Annotated in this window: 14 protein-coding genes and 2 pseudogenes; 6 read left to right on the top strand and 10 right to left on the bottom strand. The window is 70.2% G+C overall.

The features are described from left to right. Window positions 1-170: 170 nt before the first annotated feature. Complete coding sequence (locus tag ACIP63_RS20195) at window positions 171-746, bottom strand: TetR family transcriptional regulator (RefSeq protein ID WP_401517334.1); 576 nt, start codon at window positions 744-746, stop codon at window positions 171-173. A gap of 93 nt (window positions 747-839) precedes the next feature. On the opposite strand from ACIP63_RS20195, the gene ACIP63_RS20190 reads away from it, so the two are divergent. Then, complete coding sequence (locus ACIP63_RS20190) at window positions 840-1,766, top strand: oxidoreductase (protein WP_401517332.1); 927 nt, start codon at window positions 840-842, stop codon at window positions 1,764-1,766. A 195-nt stretch (window positions 1,767-1,961) separates the two neighbouring features. Here the strand turns inward: ACIP63_RS20190 and ACIP63_RS20185 are convergent, their stop codons facing one another. Beyond that, window positions 1,962-2,753 (bottom strand): class II aldolase/adducin family protein, encoded by a 792-nt coding sequence (locus ACIP63_RS20185; protein WP_401517331.1) that lies wholly within the window; start codon window positions 2,751-2,753, stop codon window positions 1,962-1,964. A gap of 165 nt (window positions 2,754-2,918) precedes the next feature. Here ACIP63_RS20185 and ACIP63_RS20180 point away from each other — a divergent pair, with 165 nt between their 5' ends. Further along, window positions 2,919-3,998, top strand: coding sequence for a helix-turn-helix domain-containing protein (locus ACIP63_RS20180; RefSeq protein ID WP_401517329.1), 1,080 nt, complete (start codon window positions 2,919-2,921; stop codon window positions 3,996-3,998). Between the two features lie 57 nt (window positions 3,999-4,055). On the opposite strand, the pseudogene ACIP63_RS20175 reads toward ACIP63_RS20180, so the two are convergent. Together ACIP63_RS20175 and ACIP63_RS20170 are read right to left on the bottom strand one after the other, a co-directional pair. Beyond that, window positions 4,056-4,289 (bottom strand): annotated as a pseudogene (locus ACIP63_RS20175) (IS5/IS1182 family transposase); the annotation flags it as partial. 100 nt (window positions 4,290-4,389) lie between these two features. Beyond that, on the bottom strand, window positions 4,390-5,400 hold the full coding sequence (locus tag ACIP63_RS20170; RefSeq protein ID WP_401517328.1) for an aldo/keto reductase: 1,011 nt from the start codon (window positions 5,398-5,400) through the stop codon (window positions 4,390-4,392). Window positions 5,401-5,603: 203 nt separating this feature from the next. Between ACIP63_RS20170 and ACIP63_RS20165 the strand changes: the two genes are divergently transcribed. Then, on the top strand, window positions 5,604-6,422 hold the full coding sequence (locus tag ACIP63_RS20165; protein ID WP_401517327.1) for an alpha/beta fold hydrolase: 819 nt from the start codon (window positions 5,604-5,606) through the stop codon (window positions 6,420-6,422). 107 nt (window positions 6,423-6,529) lie between these two features. Beyond that, a complete protein-coding gene (locus ACIP63_RS20160) occupies window positions 6,530-7,294 on the top strand; it encodes a helix-turn-helix domain-containing protein (RefSeq protein ID WP_401517326.1) in 765 nt (254 codons plus the stop codon). A gap of 497 nt (window positions 7,295-7,791) precedes the next feature. Here ACIP63_RS20160 and ACIP63_RS20155 read toward each other — a convergent pair. From ACIP63_RS20155 to ACIP63_RS20145, 3 genes and pseudogenes are all read right to left on the bottom strand, one after another. After that, window positions 7,792-8,045 (bottom strand): annotated as a pseudogene (locus ACIP63_RS20155) (MFS transporter); the annotation flags it as partial. Window positions 8,046-8,127: 82 nt separating this feature from the next. Beyond that, the gene (locus tag ACIP63_RS20150) at window positions 8,128-9,753 is read right to left on the bottom strand and encodes an amidohydrolase (RefSeq protein WP_401517324.1); all 1,626 of its coding nucleotides are present in this window, start codon (window positions 9,751-9,753) and stop codon (window positions 8,128-8,130) included. Window positions 9,754-9,776: 23 nt separating this feature from the next. After that, complete coding sequence (locus tag ACIP63_RS20145) at window positions 9,777-10,418, bottom strand: TetR/AcrR family transcriptional regulator (protein ID WP_401517322.1); 642 nt, start codon at window positions 10,416-10,418, stop codon at window positions 9,777-9,779. Between the two features lie 68 nt (window positions 10,419-10,486). Here ACIP63_RS20145 and ACIP63_RS20140 point away from each other — a divergent pair, with 68 nt between their 5' ends. Then, window positions 10,487-11,923, top strand: a complete 1,437-nt coding sequence (locus ACIP63_RS20140; RefSeq protein ID WP_401517321.1) for a purine-cytosine permease family protein — start codon at window positions 10,487-10,489, stop codon at window positions 11,921-11,923. Window positions 11,924-11,943: 20 nt separating this feature from the next. Here ACIP63_RS20140 and ACIP63_RS20135 read toward each other — a convergent pair whose 3' ends face one another. Then, on the bottom strand, window positions 11,944-14,028 hold the full coding sequence (locus ACIP63_RS20135; RefSeq protein ID WP_401517320.1) for a SpoIIE family protein phosphatase: 2,085 nt from the start codon (window positions 14,026-14,028) through the stop codon (window positions 11,944-11,946). 271 nt (window positions 14,029-14,299) lie between these two features. Between ACIP63_RS20135 and ACIP63_RS20130 the strand changes: the two genes are divergently transcribed. After that, window positions 14,300-14,635: a hypothetical protein gene (locus ACIP63_RS20130; RefSeq protein ID WP_401517319.1), complete on the top strand. Its 336-nt coding sequence runs from the start codon at window positions 14,300-14,302 to the stop codon at window positions 14,633-14,635. A gap of 30 nt (window positions 14,636-14,665) precedes the next feature. Here the strand turns inward: ACIP63_RS20130 and ACIP63_RS20125 are convergent, their stop codons facing one another. Both ACIP63_RS20125 and ACIP63_RS20120 read right to left on the bottom strand, forming a co-directional pair. Then, complete coding sequence (locus tag ACIP63_RS20125; protein ID WP_401517318.1) at window positions 14,666-16,645, bottom strand: DUF2264 domain-containing protein; 1,980 nt, start codon at window positions 16,643-16,645, stop codon at window positions 14,666-14,668. 24 nt (window positions 16,646-16,669) lie between these two features. Next, on the bottom strand, window positions 16,670-19,081 hold the full coding sequence (locus ACIP63_RS20120) for a polysaccharide lyase 8 family protein (RefSeq protein WP_401517317.1): 2,412 nt from the start codon (window positions 19,079-19,081) through the stop codon (window positions 16,670-16,672). Between the last annotated feature and the right edge of the window lie 3 nt (window positions 19,082-19,084).

Below are 19,084 nucleotides of genomic sequence, written 5' to 3'. Positions count from 1 at the left end.
TGGCTTTCCTTGAGTGCGGCTCGGAACGACAGGCCTATGGGAATTGAGCTGGGGCCTGCGACGGCCACGGTGCGGCGGACCATGGTCATGGACCCTCCCCTGCGCACGGTCGCCGTCCCTCATCTGATGCCGGCCGCTTTGCAGGGCGTCGAGAGCTTGCGGTGACGCCCTCAGCGATCAGCGGGCCGGTCCGGGGTGACGAGGCGGCGTACGGCATCAGTGATCGTTGCGCGCTGACGTGCGGGTGGGACCAGGGCGTTGACGTCCTCAGCCTGGTGCTGCCACATGTTCGCGAGCGCCAGAACGAGCGCCAGGATCTCCGCGGCCGGCTTGTCCCGTCGGATGCTGCCGCGTTGCTGGGCGGCCTCGATAGAGGCGATCTTGTCTTGCATCGAGCGGGCCACGATGTCGGGCGCCGGCCGTTCAGTGCTTTCCAGTGCGTACCACGTGAGGAAGCGCATGACCTGGGGGTGCTGCTGCCCGGCGTCGTGCAGGCGGCCGGCGTATTCGGCCAGGTCGTCGGCGTCGATGGGGGCCGCGTTCACTGTCTGCTCGGCGATCGCTTGGTAGACGGCCTCGAACAGGCCCTCCTTCCCGGCGGCGAAGGAGTACACCAGACCAGGGCTGATGCCGGCCCGCTTTGCGAGCCGGTCCACGCGGGCTCCTGCTACGCCGAACTCGGCGAACTCGGCGAGAGCGGCTTCCATCAGCTGCTGGCGCTTGCGGTCGGGGTCACGTGTTGCCATGTGCCTAGGCTTCCTAATGAACGTTCATTTGACAACTCGGACCGACGTCCGCATGCTGACTGGAGTAAATGAACATTCATTCAGGAGGGCGCCATGGTCGACTCACACTGGACCCCAGCCGACATCCCAGATCTCAAGGGCCGGACCGCACTGATCACCGGCGCCAACAGCGGCATCGGCTACCGCACCGCCCAGGTGCTGGCGGAGCACGGTGCCCGCGTCCTGCTCGCGGGTCGGCGCCCCGATTCCCTGGCAGATGCTGCCCGCCGCTTGCGTGCGGATGTGCCCGGTGCCCACCTGAAGACAGTGGAACTCGACCTCGGCAGCCTTGACGCGATCCGCGAGGCGGCCGCCCCGCTCGCCGCAGGCGAGACCCTCGACCTCCTCATCAACAACGCCGGTGTGATGGATGTCCCGGAACGACGGCTGACCCGCGATGGACTGGAACTCACGGTGGGCACCAACCACCTCGGCCACTTCGCGCTGACCGCGCATCTGATGCCGGCCCTTGAGCGCTCCGCGGCTGCCCGCGTCGTCACGGTCAGCGCCGTAGCCGCTGCCTGGCGCTCCGGGGATCTCGCGGATCTGATGAGCGAGCACGGCTACCGCCCGATGAGCGCGTACGCGAAGTCCAAACGCGCCAACGTCGTCTTCACCCAGGAACTCGCCCGCCGCCTTGCCGGCAGCGCGCACCGCGCTGTGGCCGTCCATCCGGGCTCCGCCGTCACCAACCTGCAGCGCCACACCTCCACCAGCCGAATGGGGCGCCTGCTCGTGGCCCTCGCCTCCCGCACACTGATGGGCTCTCCCGGCGGCGCGGCCTGGCCGTCCCTGTATGCCGCGACCCACCCCGAGGTCGTCAGCGGGGCCTACCTCGGCCCGGCCGGACGCGACCAGACCTCAGGCACGCCCAAGCCGGTCCGGCTGCCCGCCGGGGCTGACGACCCCGTCCTGGGAGCCTGGCTGTGGAGTGAGAGCGAACGGCTGGCCGGTGTCACCTTTCCGGTCCTGCAGACCTGACCTTGCCGCGCTGTGGCCTCAGGGCAGCCAACGTAGCGGTGGGTTGTACGAGTTACCGCCTGTGGGGGTGACATGACGGCCCGTCTGAGCTTCGGCGGCGGAGTGCCGGCACAAGAGCGATCGTGATCGCCGACGTGCGGCTTGTCGCTGCTGCTCTCACCCCTGTCCCCTTGTTCGCCGCCGCTCCTAATGCTGTCAGGGACCTTGATCGAACATGTCCGTGTCGGTGCGGACGATCTGGTTGTAGAGCGGCTGGAAGTTGATCCAGCCGACCAGGTCGTTGCCGATCTGTCCGTGGGTGAGCTTGGCCTGGTCGTGCTCGATGGCCACGGTCGTGCCCGCCGCCTTGGCCAGCAGTTGGGCCTGGCAGGAGCGCTCCATCGTGATGAACCACCAGGCAGCGGCGTCGATGGACTCGCCCACGGTGAGCAGTCCGTGGTTGCGCAGGATGACAGCCTTGTGTGAGCCGAGCGCACCGGCGATGCGGCGCCCCTCCTCGGTCTCCAGGACCACACCCGTGTAGTCGTCGAACAGGCCGTGATCCTCGTAGAAGGCACAGGCGTCCTGCGTCAGCGGCTCCAACGGGGTGCCGAGCGATGACAGCGCCTTGCCGTACACCGAGTGGGAGTGTGCGGCGGCCACCGCGTCCGGGCGGGCCTGGTGGACCATCGCGTGGATGGCGAAGGCAGCCTGATTGACGTGGTACTTGCCGTGGACGACTTGCCCTTGGTGATTGACCAGGATCAGGTCACTGACCTTGATGTGCTTGAAGCTCATGCCGAACGGGTTGACCCAGAAGTGATCAGGGTGCTCGGGGTCGCGGGCGGTTATGTGTCCGGCTACGCCCTCCTCGAAGCCGAGTCGGCCGAACAGCCTGAGCGCAGCGACCAAACGTTCTTGGCGGTGCCGTCGTTCCTCTTCCGGGGTGTCGAACTTCGGCGGCATGTGGAAGGTCAGTTGGTCGGTGGGGATGGGATCGAGGTTCATGTCATCTCCGAAATCGGCGCAACGCGTAGGCAGGGGCAGCCGCACTGCGAGGTATCGGTGCGGAGCGGCGGGTGTGGTCGAGGGTCTCGTCTCGCTGGTGGGCCGGGATACGTGCGGGCGACGTCAATCTGGCTCGTGAAATTGTGCGGTGGCACAATGCCGAGCGTGGAGGAATCCGATCTTGCGGCGTTGAGCGCTCGGCTGATGCCCAGAGTCGACGAACTGGCAGTCGAGATGGCCCGTCGTATCCGGGCAGCGGAGCCCGATCTGGCGGTCGTATCCGAAGAGGGCGTGATCGCTTCCTGCGCTGAGCAGTTGCGTACGTCCCTTGCTCACCTGGGGGGCGCCGCAGGGCCCACGGAGGCAGCGCAAGCCAACGCGCGCAGGCGCGCACACCTGGGCGTTCCCTTGGCAGCGCTGTTGCACAGCTACCGGATCGGCACCCAGTTTCTGTGGGAGTGCATAGCTGCCGAGGCCCCCGCCGAGAACGCGATCCTCATCGAGAGTGCCGGTGAACTGTGGCTCGGCCTGGACCAGCTGTCCGAGACGATCCGTGTGTCCTACCGTGAAGCCGAAGCGGAGCGCGAGCTACGGGACAGGCTCGAGCACGATCGCCTGTTCGATGCCCTCCTCGGCACCGACCTGCTGCGGATCCGGACAGCGGCAGACGGGCTCGGGCTGCCGCAGCGGGGCCGATTCCACGTCGTCGCCGCCCCGGCCGCCGCGCAGATCCCGGCCGCCGCGGTCCAGCGTCACCTGCCCACGGAACAACTGGCCGTTCTCTCTCTGCCCGATGCAGCGCCCTTTCCCCGCCTGGAGGGTGGCCGCTTCGGCGTCAGCCCCGCCTACGACCAGATCTCCCAGACCGCCTCGGCACTGCGCTTGGCCCGACTCGCACTCGCCGCCGTGCCACCGGGCATCGAGGACGCCTGCCACTACGGCGACCGCCCGGTCGCCACGCTGATCGCCAGCAATCCCGAGACTGCCGACGACCTGACGCGCCGGATCCTTGTCAGGCTGCTCGACTTGCCTCGAGAAGAGCGCGAGGCTCTCTTCACCACCGCCAGGGCGTGGTACGCCACCGGCTCGACCGCTGCTGCGGCCAAAGCGCTGTTCTGTCACCGCAACACAGTCAACTACCGCCTCAGCAAGCTGCAGGAGTTGACCGGCCGCTCCGTCCGCCACCCGGCCGAGGCAGCCGAGCTCTTCTTCGTACTGGAAACCGTCAGCCTCCAAGGCCTGTGACGCTCAGGCAGCCGGAGGGGAACTACGACGTGGACGCCAGTTGGACACAGTCGTGGTCTCCAGCACGATCTGCTCCAGCCCTGCGAAGACACCGGCCGCGAACCACTCGTTGCGTCGGGTTCTCATGGTGGCCGAGCACGATTGATCGGCGTGCTTCTCGTACGAGCCGCCGAAGACGGGTTTGGCGACGAGCTTGTCGAACACGATCCGGTCCGGAATCCGTGGGTTGTGGCAGCCCCACGGATGTGTCTCGTCGAGATGCGGTGGCAGGAGGGCCAGCGCGCAGATCATGCGGTTGCGCGCGACCGCCGGCAAGTACCGCCAGGCCGCCCACCACAGGGCTGTGAAGGCCGAGGCCAAGCCCTCGTCGAAGGCCCGGCGGTAGCCCGGACTACCGGGAGCCCGCCACAGGGCGCGACTTGTAGAAGGACTTCTCCAGGTAGGCGACCTCGTGCGGCTGGTAGGGCTCCTCCAGGTAGGCGGCCTCGTCCTCGTCGAGTGCGACGTCCACCGCGGCGAGTGCGTCGACCAGCTGGGCCGGCTTGGTGACCCCGACGATGGGCGAGGTCACCGCCGGGTTGCGCATGACCCAGGCCAGGGCGACCTGGGCCGGGGACAGGCCCCGCTTGCCCGCGATCTCGTGGACGCGCTCGGCCACTGTCCGGTCCCCGTCGCGGTAGAGGATCTTGCCACCCTCGTCGGAATCGGCACGCGCCGTGGCGGTGTCCCGGGCCCGCGTCAGCCTGCCGCGCGCCAGCGGGCTCCACGGGATCACGCCGATGCCCTGGTCGGCGCAGAGCGGGAGCATCTCCCGCTCTGCTTCTCGGTGGATGAGGTTGTAGTGGTCCTGCATCGACACGAACCGGGTCCAGCCGTTCAGATCGGCCAGGTACAGGGCCTTGGCGAACTGCCAGGCGTACATGGAAGAGGCTCCGATGTAGCGGACCTTCCCGGACTTCACCGCGTCGTGCAGCGCCTCGAGGGTTTCCTCGATCGGGGTGTCGTAGTCCCAGCGGTGGATCTGGTAAAGGTCGATGTAGTCGGTCCCCAGTCGCTTCAGGGAGGCGTCGAGCTCGGCGAAGATCGCCTTGCGGGACAGCCCGGCGCCGTTCGGGCCGGGGCGCATCCGCATCCAGACCTTGGTGGAGAGAACGACCTCCTCGCGCCGGGTGAAGTCCTTGACCGCCTGGCCGACGATCTCCTCGCTGCTTCCGGCGCTGTACCCATTGGCCGTGTCGAGGAAGTTGACGCCGCCCTCGAGGGCCTGCTTGATGATGTCCCGGCTGGCGTCCGCGTCCAGCGACCAGGGCTCGCCGCCCCGGTCCGGCTCGCCGAAGCTCATGCAGCCGAGGGTGATGCCGGAGACTTCCAGTCCGGTCGTTCCGAGTTTGATGTATCGCATGCGCCGAAACTAGAAGTTGGAGTGCGCTCCAACACAAACTCGGAGGCACGGGCATGTTCCGCTGGTCCGGGCGGCGGTATCGCAGCGCTCGCGACCGGCGCCCCTACCCGCGCAATCTCATACTCGGAAGTCCTGGCGATCGTCGGCCCCGTGACGACATTTGTACAAGACCGAGGGCCGGCAACCCAGGCATCCTCCCGGCTATGGGTATTTTCGACGGTAAGCACTTGCACGGGATGCACGGGATGCACGTGGTCCACGACGGCCCGCGGGAGGCGCCGCCGCTGTTGCTCATTCACGGATCGGGGGCCTCGGGCAGTTCCTGGGGCCCGGTGGTGCCGGCACTGGCCAGCCGGTTTCACGTCATCCGGATCGACCTGCCGGGCCACGGTCAGTCCGCACCCGCGCCGTCGTACGACGTGCCTGGGCAGGCAGCCAGCCTGGCCGCGGTACTCGATGAGCTCGGCCTTCGTCCGGTCACCGTGGCCGGGCACTCCAGCGGCGGATACATCGCCACCGCGCTCGCCGAACAGCGCCCTGACCTGGTGGGTTCGCTCGCACTGATCAGCAGTGGCCCGAGTCCCGACGCGCTCCTTCCACAGCCCGTCTTCCTTCGGGTCCTGATCGCCCCGCCGCTCGGCCCGTTTCTATGGAGAGTCCGTTCCGACGCGATGCTCCGCCGGGGGGTGACTGCGGTATGCAACCGCCCGGTGGACGTCCCGGACGACCTGGTCGCCGAGGTACGGGGCATTGGCTACCGCACATTTCGGACGGTGCTGCGCCAAAACGGCGCGTACATCGCCGAGAGGAGCCTACCCGCGCGCCTGACCGCACTCGACGTCCCTGTTCTGGTGATCTTCGGCGCTGCCGATCCCCGCTGGGATCCGTCTTCGGTGCACCAGTACGACACGGTGCTGAACGCGCGAGTCGAGCGGCTGCCCGATGTCGGGCACTTCCCCATGCTCGAAGTGCCGGAGGTGACCTGCGAGTTGCTGCTGCGCTTCGCAGAGACGGGCCGCTGAAACCCATCGCGTAGCCTGGGGCTGTGAGGTCCACCGAGTCACCACCTGACTGGGCGTCGGTGGAGGTCGCCGTGCCCCGGGAACCGAGTCGGCTGCCGGGGGTCAGCATGGCCGGCTTCCGCCAACGTGCTCCGGCGCGCGTGGATATCGCCATGGTCGCGCACCCCTCGGTCACTCTGTTCGTGGACCTGAGCGACGAAGACAGCCTTGTCCACGACGCCCACGGCCGGCGCGAATGCGGCAGCACGGTCGTTGGACTGGCACCGGGCGACCTTCGGCTCGGAGGCCGGGCGGCCGGGGGGATCGAGTGCCTCCAGATCCGGTTGTCACCGGTCCTGGCGGTTGCGGTGCTCGGCGCATCGACCGACCTCGGCGGGACGATGGTCTCCCTGGAGGACGTCTGGGGCCGTGACGCCGAGCGAGCAGAGGAAAGGCTGCGGGCCGCCGCGTCGTGGGACGAGCGGTTCACGATGGCAGTGGATGCCCTTGGCCGACGGATGAGCGCCCACCCGTCGCCTGATCCAGAGGTGGCCGCCGCCTGGGGGATGATGCTCACCAGTGGGGGACGGGTGCGCATCGACAGCCTGGCGAACGAGGTGGGATGGAGCCGTAAACGGCTGTGGTCCCGCTTCCGGTCCCAGATCGGCCTCACCCCCAAGCATGCCGCCCGCCTGGTGCGCTTCGACCACGCCGCCCACCTCCTCGCGGCGGGTAACGCCGCCGCCCAGGTGGCGGCCGCAAGCGGCTACGTCGACCAGGCCCATCTCCACCGCGAGGTCAAAGCGTTCACCGGGGTGACACCCACCGGCGTAGCCGCTGCGCCGTGGCTCGCCATCGATGACGTCACGTGGCCGACCTCTTCGCGGACCTGACACCATCTACGTGTCCGGTCCGTCAGGCTCCGGCGAAGTGAGCTGAAGTCCCACGAGGGATGAGGCATCGTCGTTCAGCACGTGCCCGGATGAGAAGCGGGACAGCACAAACGAGAACGGGTGAGATACCGACAGGTGCAACGCGACAGGACACCGGCGGTCAACCGCTGTCCAGTGCGCAACTGGTAGCTCGGATGAGACCGAGTGAGAATCCGCCAGCTGCACTGCGACAGGACACCCGACGCGCGGAGCCCTGAGTGGCGAGCAGGGCTTCACTGCTCTGCTCGCCCCATCCGATGGCGACCTCGACATCGAGGGCGCACGGCTTCCGGCCCTCGCGTCGGCTGGGCCCGCCCCGGGCCGGGATACCGAGACGGAGGAAAGGCGAGCCGACGACGGGGCAGCCGCCCGGCTCTGACGCTGCTCCGAACCAAGCCCACTCACGGGGGCCTACCTCCTTGCTACCTACGCCGTGGCAAGGAGGTAGGGCTGTCACCCCGGCCGGCCGAGGTGGCGCCGATCACCGCGCCGATGAGGAGCACGCTGACCACGTTCCCCTGCTCGAAGGAGTTCAGGTCGAAGTCCTGCTTGACGTAGAGCAGGGCGCCGGACACGACTCCCGTGTCGAAGCCGAAGAGGAAGCCGCCCAAGGCGGCAGCGGCGGCCCGGGAGTGATCTTCCGCTGCCCCTCCGGAGGCACCTCGGTGAGTGGGCCGTGTGTGCCTGGCTCTCTGGAGAAGCCCTGAACCATGTCGCATCCTCGATACAGATAGCCTCAAGTGAGTGAAAGTACAGGCACGCCCGCGAAGGTGGGTCCGCGTCACGCCGGTCGGTCACACGTGGGTGGCCCGGTGTGTGGTCCGTCCGTCGAGGACCGTGAGCAGGACGGGCAGATCCGGCAGTTCGGTCGCGGCGGTGGTGAGCGGGTTGTCGGCGAAGGCGGTCAGGTCGGCGCGGTGGCCGACGGCGATCCGGCCCGCTTCGTGCTCCTCACCCGCGGCCCGTGCGGCGTTGACGGTCATGCCCTGCAGGGCTTCCAGCGGTGTGAGCGCCTGCTCGGGCCCGTGCGGGGGCAGCGTGACGTCGCGGGACGGGCGGCGGTGGCGGGCCCCGGCCATGACGCCGAGCGGCGGGTAGGGGGCGATGGGCCAGTCGGAGCCGAGGACGACAGTGGTCCCGGAGTCCCACAGGTCGCGGCAGCGCCAGGCGCGTGCCGCGCGCTCCTGGCCCAGGCGGCGGGACCAGTTGTCGGTGTGGTCGGCGCGGGTGAAGTCGCAGCAGTGGGTGGGCTGCATCGAGGCGATGACACCCAGTTCGGCGAAGCGGCGCACGGTGTCGTCGGGGACGGTCTCGATGTGCTCGACACGGTGTCGTACCCCCCGGCCCCCCTCTGCCTGGGCCTTCTCGACGGAGTCGAGGACATGCCGGACAGCCGCGTCGCCGATCGCGTGGGTGGCGGTGGGCACGCCGGCCCGGTGGAGCTCACCGACGATCCTCGTGTACACGACGGGGTCGGGCCAGAAGGCGTGGGTGGATTCGCCGTGGCGGTCGGGGCTCTCCAGCCAGGCGGTGCCGTTGTCGATCGTCCCGTCCATGAAGATCTTGACGCCGTCGGTGCGCCACAGCTTCCCGCCGGTGCCCTGCTGCTCGATGAGGGTGCGCAGTTCGTCGGAGTCGGCGCCGGGCTGGCACCAGGGGGCGACGCGGAGCCGGAGGGGGAGCTCACCGGCGGCGTCGAGTTCGGCGTAGAAGGCGAGGCTGTCGCCGTTCGCGTCCATGGCGTGGCCGCCGGTGAGACCGGCGGCGGCCATGGCCCCCTGGGTGGCGGCGAGCCGGTCGCGGCGTTCCGTGCGGGTGGGCTGGGGGGCCACCCGCTCCACGAGCTCGCAGGCCGCGTCCTCCAGCAGGAGGCCGGTCGGCCGCCCCCGGTCGTCGCAGACGACTTGGGCGGAGGCCTGGGCGAAAGTGCGCGGCCCGTCGACCCCGGCGAGTTCCAGGGCACGCCGGCTGGCGAGCATGGAGTGGGCGTCGAAGAGCAGCAGGAGGGCCGGAACGCCGTCGAGGACGGTGTCGAAGGGGGCGATGCCGACGGGCACGTCCCCGAAGACATTGGGGTCCAGTCCCCAGCCGTGCAGCCATGCCCCCGGTCGGAGCGAGCGCACCTCGCGTGCGAGTGCCTCGCGTACGTCCTCGATCTCGGCGCAGTGCGACAGGTCGAGACCGTGGGTGAGTTCGGCGCCGGATACCGGGTGGAGATGTCCGTCGACCAGTCCCGGGGTGACCACGGCTCCCGCGAGGTCGATCACAGTGGTCGAGGCGTCCGCGAGTGCGCGGATGTCCTGGTCGTCGCCGAGCGCCGTGATCCGCCCTCCGGCCGCGGCGAGGGCGGTCTGCGGAAGGCGCTCCCCCGAGACGGGGTCGAGCAGACCGGCTGACAGCAGGACGAGAGAGGTGCGCACAGGGAACTCCTTGGAGCGGCGGGTCAGTTGGGGGCGGTGGCGTAGGTCAGCGCGCCGGAGGGAAGGCCCAGTCCGCGTTCCGCCGTGAGGACCGCCATCCGTGCGAGCTCGGGGGGCCGTTCCTCGGTGGCGGTGTTGGCGTGGGCCCCGAGACCGTCGATGACGACAAGGATCTGCACGGCGGTCACGAGGGCGTCCTCGGTGCGGAATTCGCCCTGCGCGACGCCCTCGCGGATGACCCCTTCGAGTCGGCCGCGCCAAGCGTTCTCCTGGGCGACGACGCGGTCACGCAGCAAGGGGCGGTAACGGCTGAGGTGTCGGGCGTTGAGCCAGAGCCGGCTGATGTCGTCATACGTCTCTCCTGTCGCCCGGGCGAAGAACCGCGCCAGGTGCTGTGTCGGGGTGGCGCCCGCCCGGTCGGCCGGGAGGAGGCTGTCGAGCTCGCTCCCGGCGGCGTCGCCGTACGCCTCGGCGACGAGGTCCTCCACGGCCGGGAAGTAGTGGCTGATCAGTCCCGGCCGCACGCCGAGGTCGTCGGCGATGCGCCGGAGGGTGATGCACTCCAGCCCCTCCCTCAGTGCGACCGTCGATGCCGCTGCAACGATTTCCGCACGTCTGGCGGCGGGAGATCTACGGATTCGCTTGTGCGAGACGCTTGACGGCATGGAATCGATGCTATTGAGTTTGCGACCAATAAACAACCAGGTGGGTACGCAGCATCCGGAGGAGCCCGATGGCAGCGACGATTCCCGACCCGCAACACGGCACACACGCTGCGGAGCCACCCTCGGACCGGGCGAGCCGCGTCGAGGCGCACGGCATCGACCACATCGCCGACGAGGAGCGCCACGGCCACCCGCGGCAGTTGTTCTCCATCTGGGCGGCGGCGAACGTCAACTACCTCAGCCTGGTCACCGGCGGCGCCCTGGTCCTCATGGGCCTGAGCCTGTGGCAGGCCGTCGCGGTCATCGTCGTCGGCAACCTGTTCTGGCTGCTCACGGGACTGCTCGCCATCTCGGGCCCGGCGGCGGGCGCGCCGAGCGAGGTGATCACGCGGGCGATCTACGGCGTGCTCGGAAACCGGGTGAACAACGCGGTCGTGGGCTGGATGATCTCCGTCTGCTACTTCGCCCTCAATCTGGCCGCCGCCGCGACCGCCGACTTCTCCCTCGTCGAGAAAGCCGGCATCACCGCGAACACCGGCGTCCAGGTAGCCGTCGTCGTGGTCATCGCCGCCCTCACCCTGGCCATCGGTGTCTACGGCCACGCGATGATCACCAGGCTGTATCTCCCGATCACGCTCGTCCTGTCGGCCGTCTTCGCAGTGGTCGCCGTGCCGGTGCTGGGGCGCGCAGACTTCGGCTACACCCCGGCCGAGCCTCTGAGCGGCGTCGGTCTCTGGTCGGTCCTCGTCGCGGGTGTGACCCTCATCGGCTCCGGGCCGCTGTCGTACACAACCAGCGCCGACTTCTCGCGCTACCTGCCCCGCGCCACGTCCGCGAGGGCCGTCGCCGGCTGGACGGCTCTGGGCGGGTTCGTACCGAGCGTCATCGTCTGCTCCCTCGGAGCCTGCGCCGCGACCGCGGTCGACATGAGCGATCCGCAGACCGGCCTCGAGCAGATCCTGCCCGCCTGGTTCACCCCGGTCTTCCTGCTGGCCCTGGTTCTCGGGACGATCGCCATCAACGCGCTGACCTCCTACAGCGCCGGCCTCGCCCTTCAAGCCGTCGGCATACGCATCCGCCGCACCCGCAGTGTGCTCGTCGACGGGGCCGCCGCCGTCTCCCTCACCCTGTACGGGCTGCTCATATCCAACTTCCTCGACACCGTCAGCAACGTCCTCCAGCTCACCGTCGTCCTCCTCGGACCGGCCATGGCCGTGTACGCCACGGACATCCTGCTGCGCCGCAACCGCTACGACGGCCCCGCCCTCATGGACGAGACCCCTGGCAGCCGCTTCTGGTACACCGCCGGATTCAACCCCGCCGGGGCCGTCGCACTCACGGGCGGCGTCGCCGCGGCGGCCCTGTGCGTGAACACCCTCTACACCGGCCCGGTCGCCCAGGTACTGGGAGGCCTGGACCTGGCGCTGCCCGTCGGCATCGTCGTCGCCTCGGTCCTGTACACCGTCCTGACGCGAGCCTTCGGCCGTGTGCCGGTGCGGTCGTGAACTGGGGTTCCGAGGGCCCCTCAGGGCACGGCGAGGGGTATCTCGCACCACACGGTCTTGCCGTTGCCGCGGGGTTCGATTCCCCAGGTGTCAGCGAGCTCCTCGACGAGCATGAGGCCCCGGCCGGACGTGTGCAGTCCCGTGGCGGCACGGCGTCGCGGGGAGGCCGGTGACGTGTCGCTGACGGCCAGACGCAGGGCCCGCCCGCCGTTCCGTACGGGCCTGGCCGTCAGGGTGGTGGCGCCGCCCGTGTACAGAAGGGCGTTGGTGACGAGTTCGCAGGCGAGCAGCTCGGCGGTGTCGCTGAGGGCCTCCAGCGACCAGCTGCTCAGCGCTGTACGCAGCCCGAGCCTGGCCGCCCGCAGCGCGTCCGGGTCATTGGGTGCGATGCCGGTCTCCCACTGCGGGGCCGGGACGGGCCTGCCCCGGGGCCGCCGCAGGATCAGGAGCGCCACATCGTCCTCCTCTCCTGTGTAGGCGGCCATGCTGTGCAGCAAATGGTCGGCGAGGTCGTCGGGTTGCTCCGGCCCGGTGCGCAGGGCCCGGAGGAGCCGGCCGCGTCCCACGTCGATGTCTTCGGCGCGGGCCTCGACGAGTCCGTCCGTACACAGCACGAGCGTCGAGCCTGGCTCCAGGACCGTCTCCGAGGCCGGGTACACGGGCTGGGCACCCTGAGCCGTGAGGCCGAGCGGGAGCCCACCGGGGATGTCGAGCCACGCGGTGCTCCCGTCCGGGCGCCGCAGCAGGGGTTCGGGGTGCCCCGCGCGCACTACCGAGGTCATTCCCGTACGTGGATCGAGCAAGGCGATGAGACAGGTGGCGAAGCGGTCGGTGGCGAGCTCCGTCAGAAAGACGGAGGTGCGTGCCATGACGGTGGTCGGTGGGTGGCCCTCTGCGGCGTACGCCCGGAGGGCGACGCGGAGCTGCCCCATGATGGCAGCGGCTGTCACGTCGTGGCCCTGCACATCGCCGATGACCGCGGCGATCCGGCCGTCGGGCAGCGTGAGGGCGTCGTACCAGTCGCCGCCGATGCCTCCCCGGGCGCGGGTGGGCCGGTACCGGGTCGCGAGGGTCAGGCCGGGGGCGTCGGGGAGGTGCCCGGGGAGCATCGCCGTCTGCAGTCCGGCGGCGAGCTCGTGCTCCTGGTCGTAGAGGAGAGCGCGCTGGAGCGACTGGGCGATGACCTTGCCCAGCGCGGTCAGTACGGTCCGCTCGTCCTGCGGGAAGCCGGCCCTGCCCTCGTAGGTGAGCCCCACGGCGCCGATCGGGGTGTCGTGGGCGATCAGCGGGAGGAAGACCGCCGCCGCGGCCCGCGGGAACTGCGTCAGGTAGGGCTCGACAGCCGGGTACCGCTCGACGAAGTCCGTTCGGTCGGTCAGGAAGACCGCCTCGCGGGTGCGGGCCGCGTCGGTGAGCGGCAGGGGCTCGTTCAGACGGGACAGGTGGAAGTCGCGGATGAGCTCCTCGGCCACGCCGTTCGCTCCGACCAGTCCCATACGGCCGTTGTCGACCAGGCCCAGGACGATGCTGGAGGCACCGATCTGCTCCAGAAGCCGGGTGGTGGTCAGCGCCTCGGCGACGTCCTCGACGGTGAGGGTCGGGACGAGGGCGTCGCTGACGTGCCCGACGATGTCGGCCTGGCGGCGCCGGTCGTTCCTGGCGATGCGCAGCTGTTCGGTCTGGTCGACGGCACGCAGCTCCTGGGTGGCGTCCCGGATGATCCCGATGACGCGGACCGGGCGCCCCTCCGAGTCGCATACGACGTGGCCCTGGGTGTGGGTCCATCTCAGCGCGCCGCCCCGGTGCCGGCGGATCCGGAAGTAGAGACTGAAGCCGGAACGTTCCCTCAGCGCACGATCCACCTGCTCCTCGATCGCGGGCAGCTCCACGGGAAGCATCCGCTCACCGAGCGTGCTGAGACGTCCGTCGAACTCACCCGGCCCGAACCCCATCACGGCGAGGCCGCCGCGGTCGTAGCGCATCTCGCCGCTGGCCAGGTCCCAGGTGAAGCTGCCCATGCCGTTGACCGCCAGAGCCACACGGGCGGCGGCCCGAGGACGGCCCTGCGGACCGAGTCCGCCGTCTGGTTCGAAGGAGTAGCTCATGAACCTCCTACTGACCGGCTCCGCGCTTCGCTGGAAGCGCCGGGCCGACGGGCCGCGCACGGCGGTCGACATCCCCATTCTGCGCGGCATCGCTGCTGCATGCCTGTCCTGCCACCGACGTCCCCAGGAGCACCGCACCGCAGGCTCCTCAGCCGGGTCCGCCTCCGACAGGGTGACGGACGGAGCAGAGCGGGTGCGGAAGCCGAGGCGGGGCCTCTCAGGGCGCCAGACTGCCAGGGCCCCTCGTCCCTCGCACACCCGGAGCTCCCTCATGTCCCAGTCCTCCACCGGACCGGCCGAATCGGATACCTATCTGGCCGTGTGCGGCCACACTCATCTGTTTCCTGGCGCCCGCTGCCGGGTCACAGGGCTTCCGGACCTCCAGGCCTTCGTGGCAGATCCATGGCCGGTCGACCTGGACCTGCGCTTCTCCGACGATGTGGTCGCCGAGGTGGAGTTGCGCATCGAAGACCCGGCGGAACCTGTCCTCACCGTCCCGGCGTACACCACCGGCGCCGGCACTGCCGTCGCCGGGCGCAGGTGGCTGATCCGGGAGTTCGTCCGCACGGGAGACGAGGTCGAGCTGACGATCGGCAGTCCTGCCTGAGGGCCGCGGAGTCGGCACGGCAGGCTACGGTCACTTCGACGGGCGGGGGCAGTCCGCAGGCCGGTTCCACAGGGGGGCGGCCTCGACGTCCACCGTCGTACCGTCGAGGAACGTCAGCACCACCGACGCCTCGTCCGCTGTGACCCGCACGGACACCGCCTCCCGCAGTGCCTCGGGATGAAGTGTGTCGCGGGAGAGCGCGACGAGGGAGACCTGAAGGCTCCTGCCTCCTGGATGACGGTCCAGCCGCAGGCAGGGAATCGCCGAATGCGGTCCGTACGCGTTGGACTCCACATCCCTGGCCACCTCCGCCGCTGCCCGGCCGGTGCCCGCCGCCCCGTCCCAGCCGTGGAGTGCGACCACCGCGCTGCTCAGCCCCTCGGCCGTACGGGCCATCGACCAGCCGGGCCCGGACGCGCTGACGGGAGGCAGTGTGTGTGCCACCGGGTGACCGCCCTCCCGTACCGTCGCCCCCGCGGGCGCGTCGACCTGGTGGACGCGGATCTCCCACGGGCCGTGCAGCACACTCGTCGTCCCGATCCGGTACTCCCGCTCGTCGTCCGGCAGCCTGGCCGCATACCAGGAGCTCGCCGTACGGCCCGCACAGTGCGCCCGGTGGATGCGACTGCGACGGCTAGGTGTTCCGTCCGGGGTGAGCAGCGCCAGGTGGTTGTCGATCCCGCGGGCCGCCGCGTGCGGGGCCGACTCCGGTGCCGTGGCCGTCGAGTAGGCGAACCGTGCGTAATGCGGGTCCTCCTCTCCGTCCGCGGGACCGGCGCCGGGGGCGAAGGGAGGGTTGTGGTCGCTGCCATGGTTGACCAGCCGGACGATGCCGTCGTGCCGTGTACCGTGCAGCAGCCAGCCCGGCGCGGGCAGCGCGGTGTACCGGTCACCCTGCTCGATCGGCAGCGGCACTTCCCGTGCCGTCCACACCGGGTGGTCCGCCGGGAGGAGCAGCCCGAGGAACCCCTTGCTCGCCCAGTACGGGGAGGCGGGCCCGGAGTACGGCTGGGTGACGGGCAGGAACGTGTCGTACCAGCCCAGTGTCAGCAGCCCACGCTCGTCCGGCACCCCGCGCTCGGCGAAGTGGCGCATCGTGCCCGAGGCGAGCCGCCGGGTCAGGCCGGGGGCCAGGGGCGTGCAGTCCGCCAGCGCGCCCATCCAGACGGGGGCGAGGGCCGCGAAACGGTACGTCAGCGAACGCCCCTGGTGGACAGGCGCACCGTCGGCCCCGAAGAAGTGCGGGTAGTCCTCCAGGAACCGGCTGAGCCGCTGCCGGTAGACAGCGGTGCGGCCCCCGTCGTCCGGCCCGGCGATCCGCGACCACAGGAGCGGGTACAGATGCATCGCCCAGCCGATGTAGTAGTCGAAGTTCTGCCCGTCGCCGTCGGTGTACCAGCCGTCACCGGCGTACCAGTCCTCGATCCGGTCGAGGCCGGACTCGATGTCCGTACGGTTGTAGGGTGCCCCCACCGAGGCCAGGAACTGCTCGGACACCACCTGGAACAGCCGCCAGTTGTTGTCCCAGGTCCGTCCGCCGACGAAGCCGGAGAACCAGTCGGCCACCCGTTCCCGCACCCCGGCGTCCAGCCGGTCCCAGATCCACGGCCTCGTCTCGTGCAGGGCCACCGCGATCGAGGCGGCCTCGACCATCTGCTGCGAACAGTCCGTGATCCGTGGCCACGCCTCGCCGCTGTCCGGGTCGGTTCCGGCAGCCAGGCCCGCCGCGTACCGCTCGATCAGCGCGGGCTCCACGGCCCCGTCGGCGCCCGCGATCCGGAAGGCGGCCAGCAGGAACGACCGGGCGAATCCCTCCAGCCCGTCGCACACGATCCCCGACCAGCTGGAACGCCCCGGCAGCCGGTACTGGGCGAAGCCGGGGGTCGCGTACGGCACCAGCGCGTCCAGCATCCGATCGGCCGTCACCTCCCAGTGGGCCCGGGTCCACCCGGTGCGGGAGGACAGCACCCGGTCGGTCGGCGGAAGGTGCAGGTACGGGGCGACGGGCATTGCGGAGGCTCCTGGAAAGTCGGACTACAGGACGAGTTCGGCGCGGTGGGTGCGGCCCCGGGAGCCGCCGACCGCGACGGTGACCAGCGTCCGACGGCCCGGCACCACGCTCACCGTCCCGTCGGCGCCGTCCACCTTCCGCACCCGGTACGGCAGTTCGAGGGTGAGCGAGGTCTGGGTACGGCCCGGGTCCGCCACGGCGACCGAGAGGCGGGGCCCGTGCCGTCGCACCAGCACCGAGGAAGGTCCCGAGGCGTTGATTCCGCCGGCGCTTCCCGCCGCCCAGAAGTTCACCGCGGTCAGACCCGGCCGGCGCACCTCCACCGCCTGTGCGGTGGCATCGTTGACGAGGACGTGCACCGGCCGCGAGTGGGACCACACGGCCGTCGCGGCGGCCGACGCGCCCGGCAGCAGGACGTAGGCGTACCGCGCGTCGGTGGGTGAGACGCCGTGATCGACCCAGAGCGTGAGGTAGCGGCGAGTGATGGGGTCGGCCGAACCGCCCGTGTCAGCACCGGTGTTGATCTCACGCCAGGCCCCGGTGCGTTCCTCGCGTACGGTGTGCAGCATGGCTCGTTCGAGCAGCGCGTAGCCGCCCACGTCCTCGACGTGGGCCCAGCGGGCCCGGTCGAATTCCGCGGACCGCCCCTGGTCGAGCGGTTGCCGGACGCCGTCCACGGTCAGCCGGTGCCGTCCGTCCGTACCGAGGTTGCGGTTCTCCAGCACGGTCTCGACACGGTGTCCGTCGCCCGAGGAGATGCCCGATCCGAGTGCGACCACCGCGTTGTCCAGCAGGAACCAGGACTTGCGGGCGCGCAGCGTCGTACCGGCCGCGCCGGTCACCTCCATCGCGGCCGCCCCGTAGCGGTCCTGGAGGACCGCGCCGCCCGCGACCGTGTTCCCCGGCCGGTACGTGGAGGTGCCGCCACCGGTGCCGAGGTCCGTGCGCCGGCGTGTGTCCACGGTCGTGCCGGGCAGCCGGTAGGGGTCGACCGTGGGCCAGAACCCGTCGTTGAACTGTCCGAGGTCGTCGGCGTCGTAGAGGTAGGTCATTCCGTCGCCGGTGTACCAGCCGTGCAGATTCTCCCCGTTGCCCGCCTCGTACGCCGAGATCCGCTTCGAGGACATCGACAGGGTGAAGGCCCATTGCGGCCGGCGGTGCACCACCCGGTCCATGCCGGCGAACACGGTCAGGCCCGTGGTGCGCGGCTCCGCCTGGACCGTCCGGTCGCCCAGCACGTCCTTGGCCAGGGCGAGTTGGGGGAGGGTGGCGAGACCGGTGAAGGGGGTGGTGCGGTTGCGGGTCAGCCAGCCCTTGACGACCGCCCGCCAGCGGTCCGCGTACGCGGCCGGCGCGCCTGTCGCCAGCAGCAGGATCGCGGCCACCGCCGCGGCGCCGTCCCGGTGGTCACCGGCCCGCTCCCGGGAGACGGCGCGGCCGCGCACCGCGTCCATCATGAGTCCGTCGAAGATCACGGGAGTGAAGGAGCGTTCCACGGCCTCGTACATCACCGAGACCTTCGGATCGGTGACCGCCCAGGGCGAACCTGCCAGCAGCGCCAGCAGATACGCCGCCCCGCCGAGCAGTACTGTGCCGTACGTGCCGGTGTACGCGACCACGTCGTGCTGTACGAAGGAGCCGTCCTCGTAGAAGCCGTCGCCCGAATCGGCGTATCTGAACAGGCTGTTACGCCCGGAATCGCGTACGTCGGACAGGGCGTCCCGGGCCGAGGCGAGCTTCGCCGTGTCCTGCCCGAGCAGCCCCCGCAAGGCGACGATCACGGCCTTGTCGGTGCGGTTCGCGCCGGTCTCGGCGAGGGTGGGGGAGTTGGTGCGACGGTCCGCGTCGGGACAGAACCGGTCGACCACCGCGAGGTGTGCGGCGAGGTCGGGGCCGGGCAGCTCGTCGCGCAGCAGCACGCAGCAGTCCATCAGCGCCCGCGGCGCACCGATCTCCCAGAACCACCAGTTGCCTCTCTCCGGCAGCCCGGGGTTGTAGGCGGTGTCGTGGACGAAGCGCAGGGCAGCCACGAGCGTGTCCGCCACCTCCTGGTCGGCCGTGAGCGAGGTGCCCGGGGTGGCCCAGGCCGTGGCGAGGGTCCGCAGCCGCGTGTAGCTCTGGCCGAAGTTGCCGGCGTCGGTGAGCGGTGCGAGATCGGCCCACAGCGCGGTCCGGCCGGTGGTGCCGCGATCCAGGGTGCCCCAGAGGCCCCGTGCCGTGGTGTCGAGCGTGTCGAGAGCTGTGGCGAAGTCCGGGTCGGCGGAGTCGAACGCGCCGCCCGTCAGCAGCGTTCCGGCCCGTTCGAGGAGCGTGCCGAAATCGTCCGCGTCCGTCGAGACCCGGGTGGTGCCCGCCGCCGGGCCCGCCGTGGCGATGAGTGCGGTGGCTGCCGTGGCGCCGGTGGCGGTGAGGAGGGATCTCCTGCTCATGTCCATGCT

The organism is Streptomyces sp. NPDC088746, assembly GCF_044751065.1.
In the GTDB taxonomy this organism is placed as follows: Bacteria; Actinomycetota; Actinomycetes; order Streptomycetales; family Streptomycetaceae; genus Streptomyces.
This window is presented reverse-complemented; position numbering and strand designations above follow the sequence as displayed.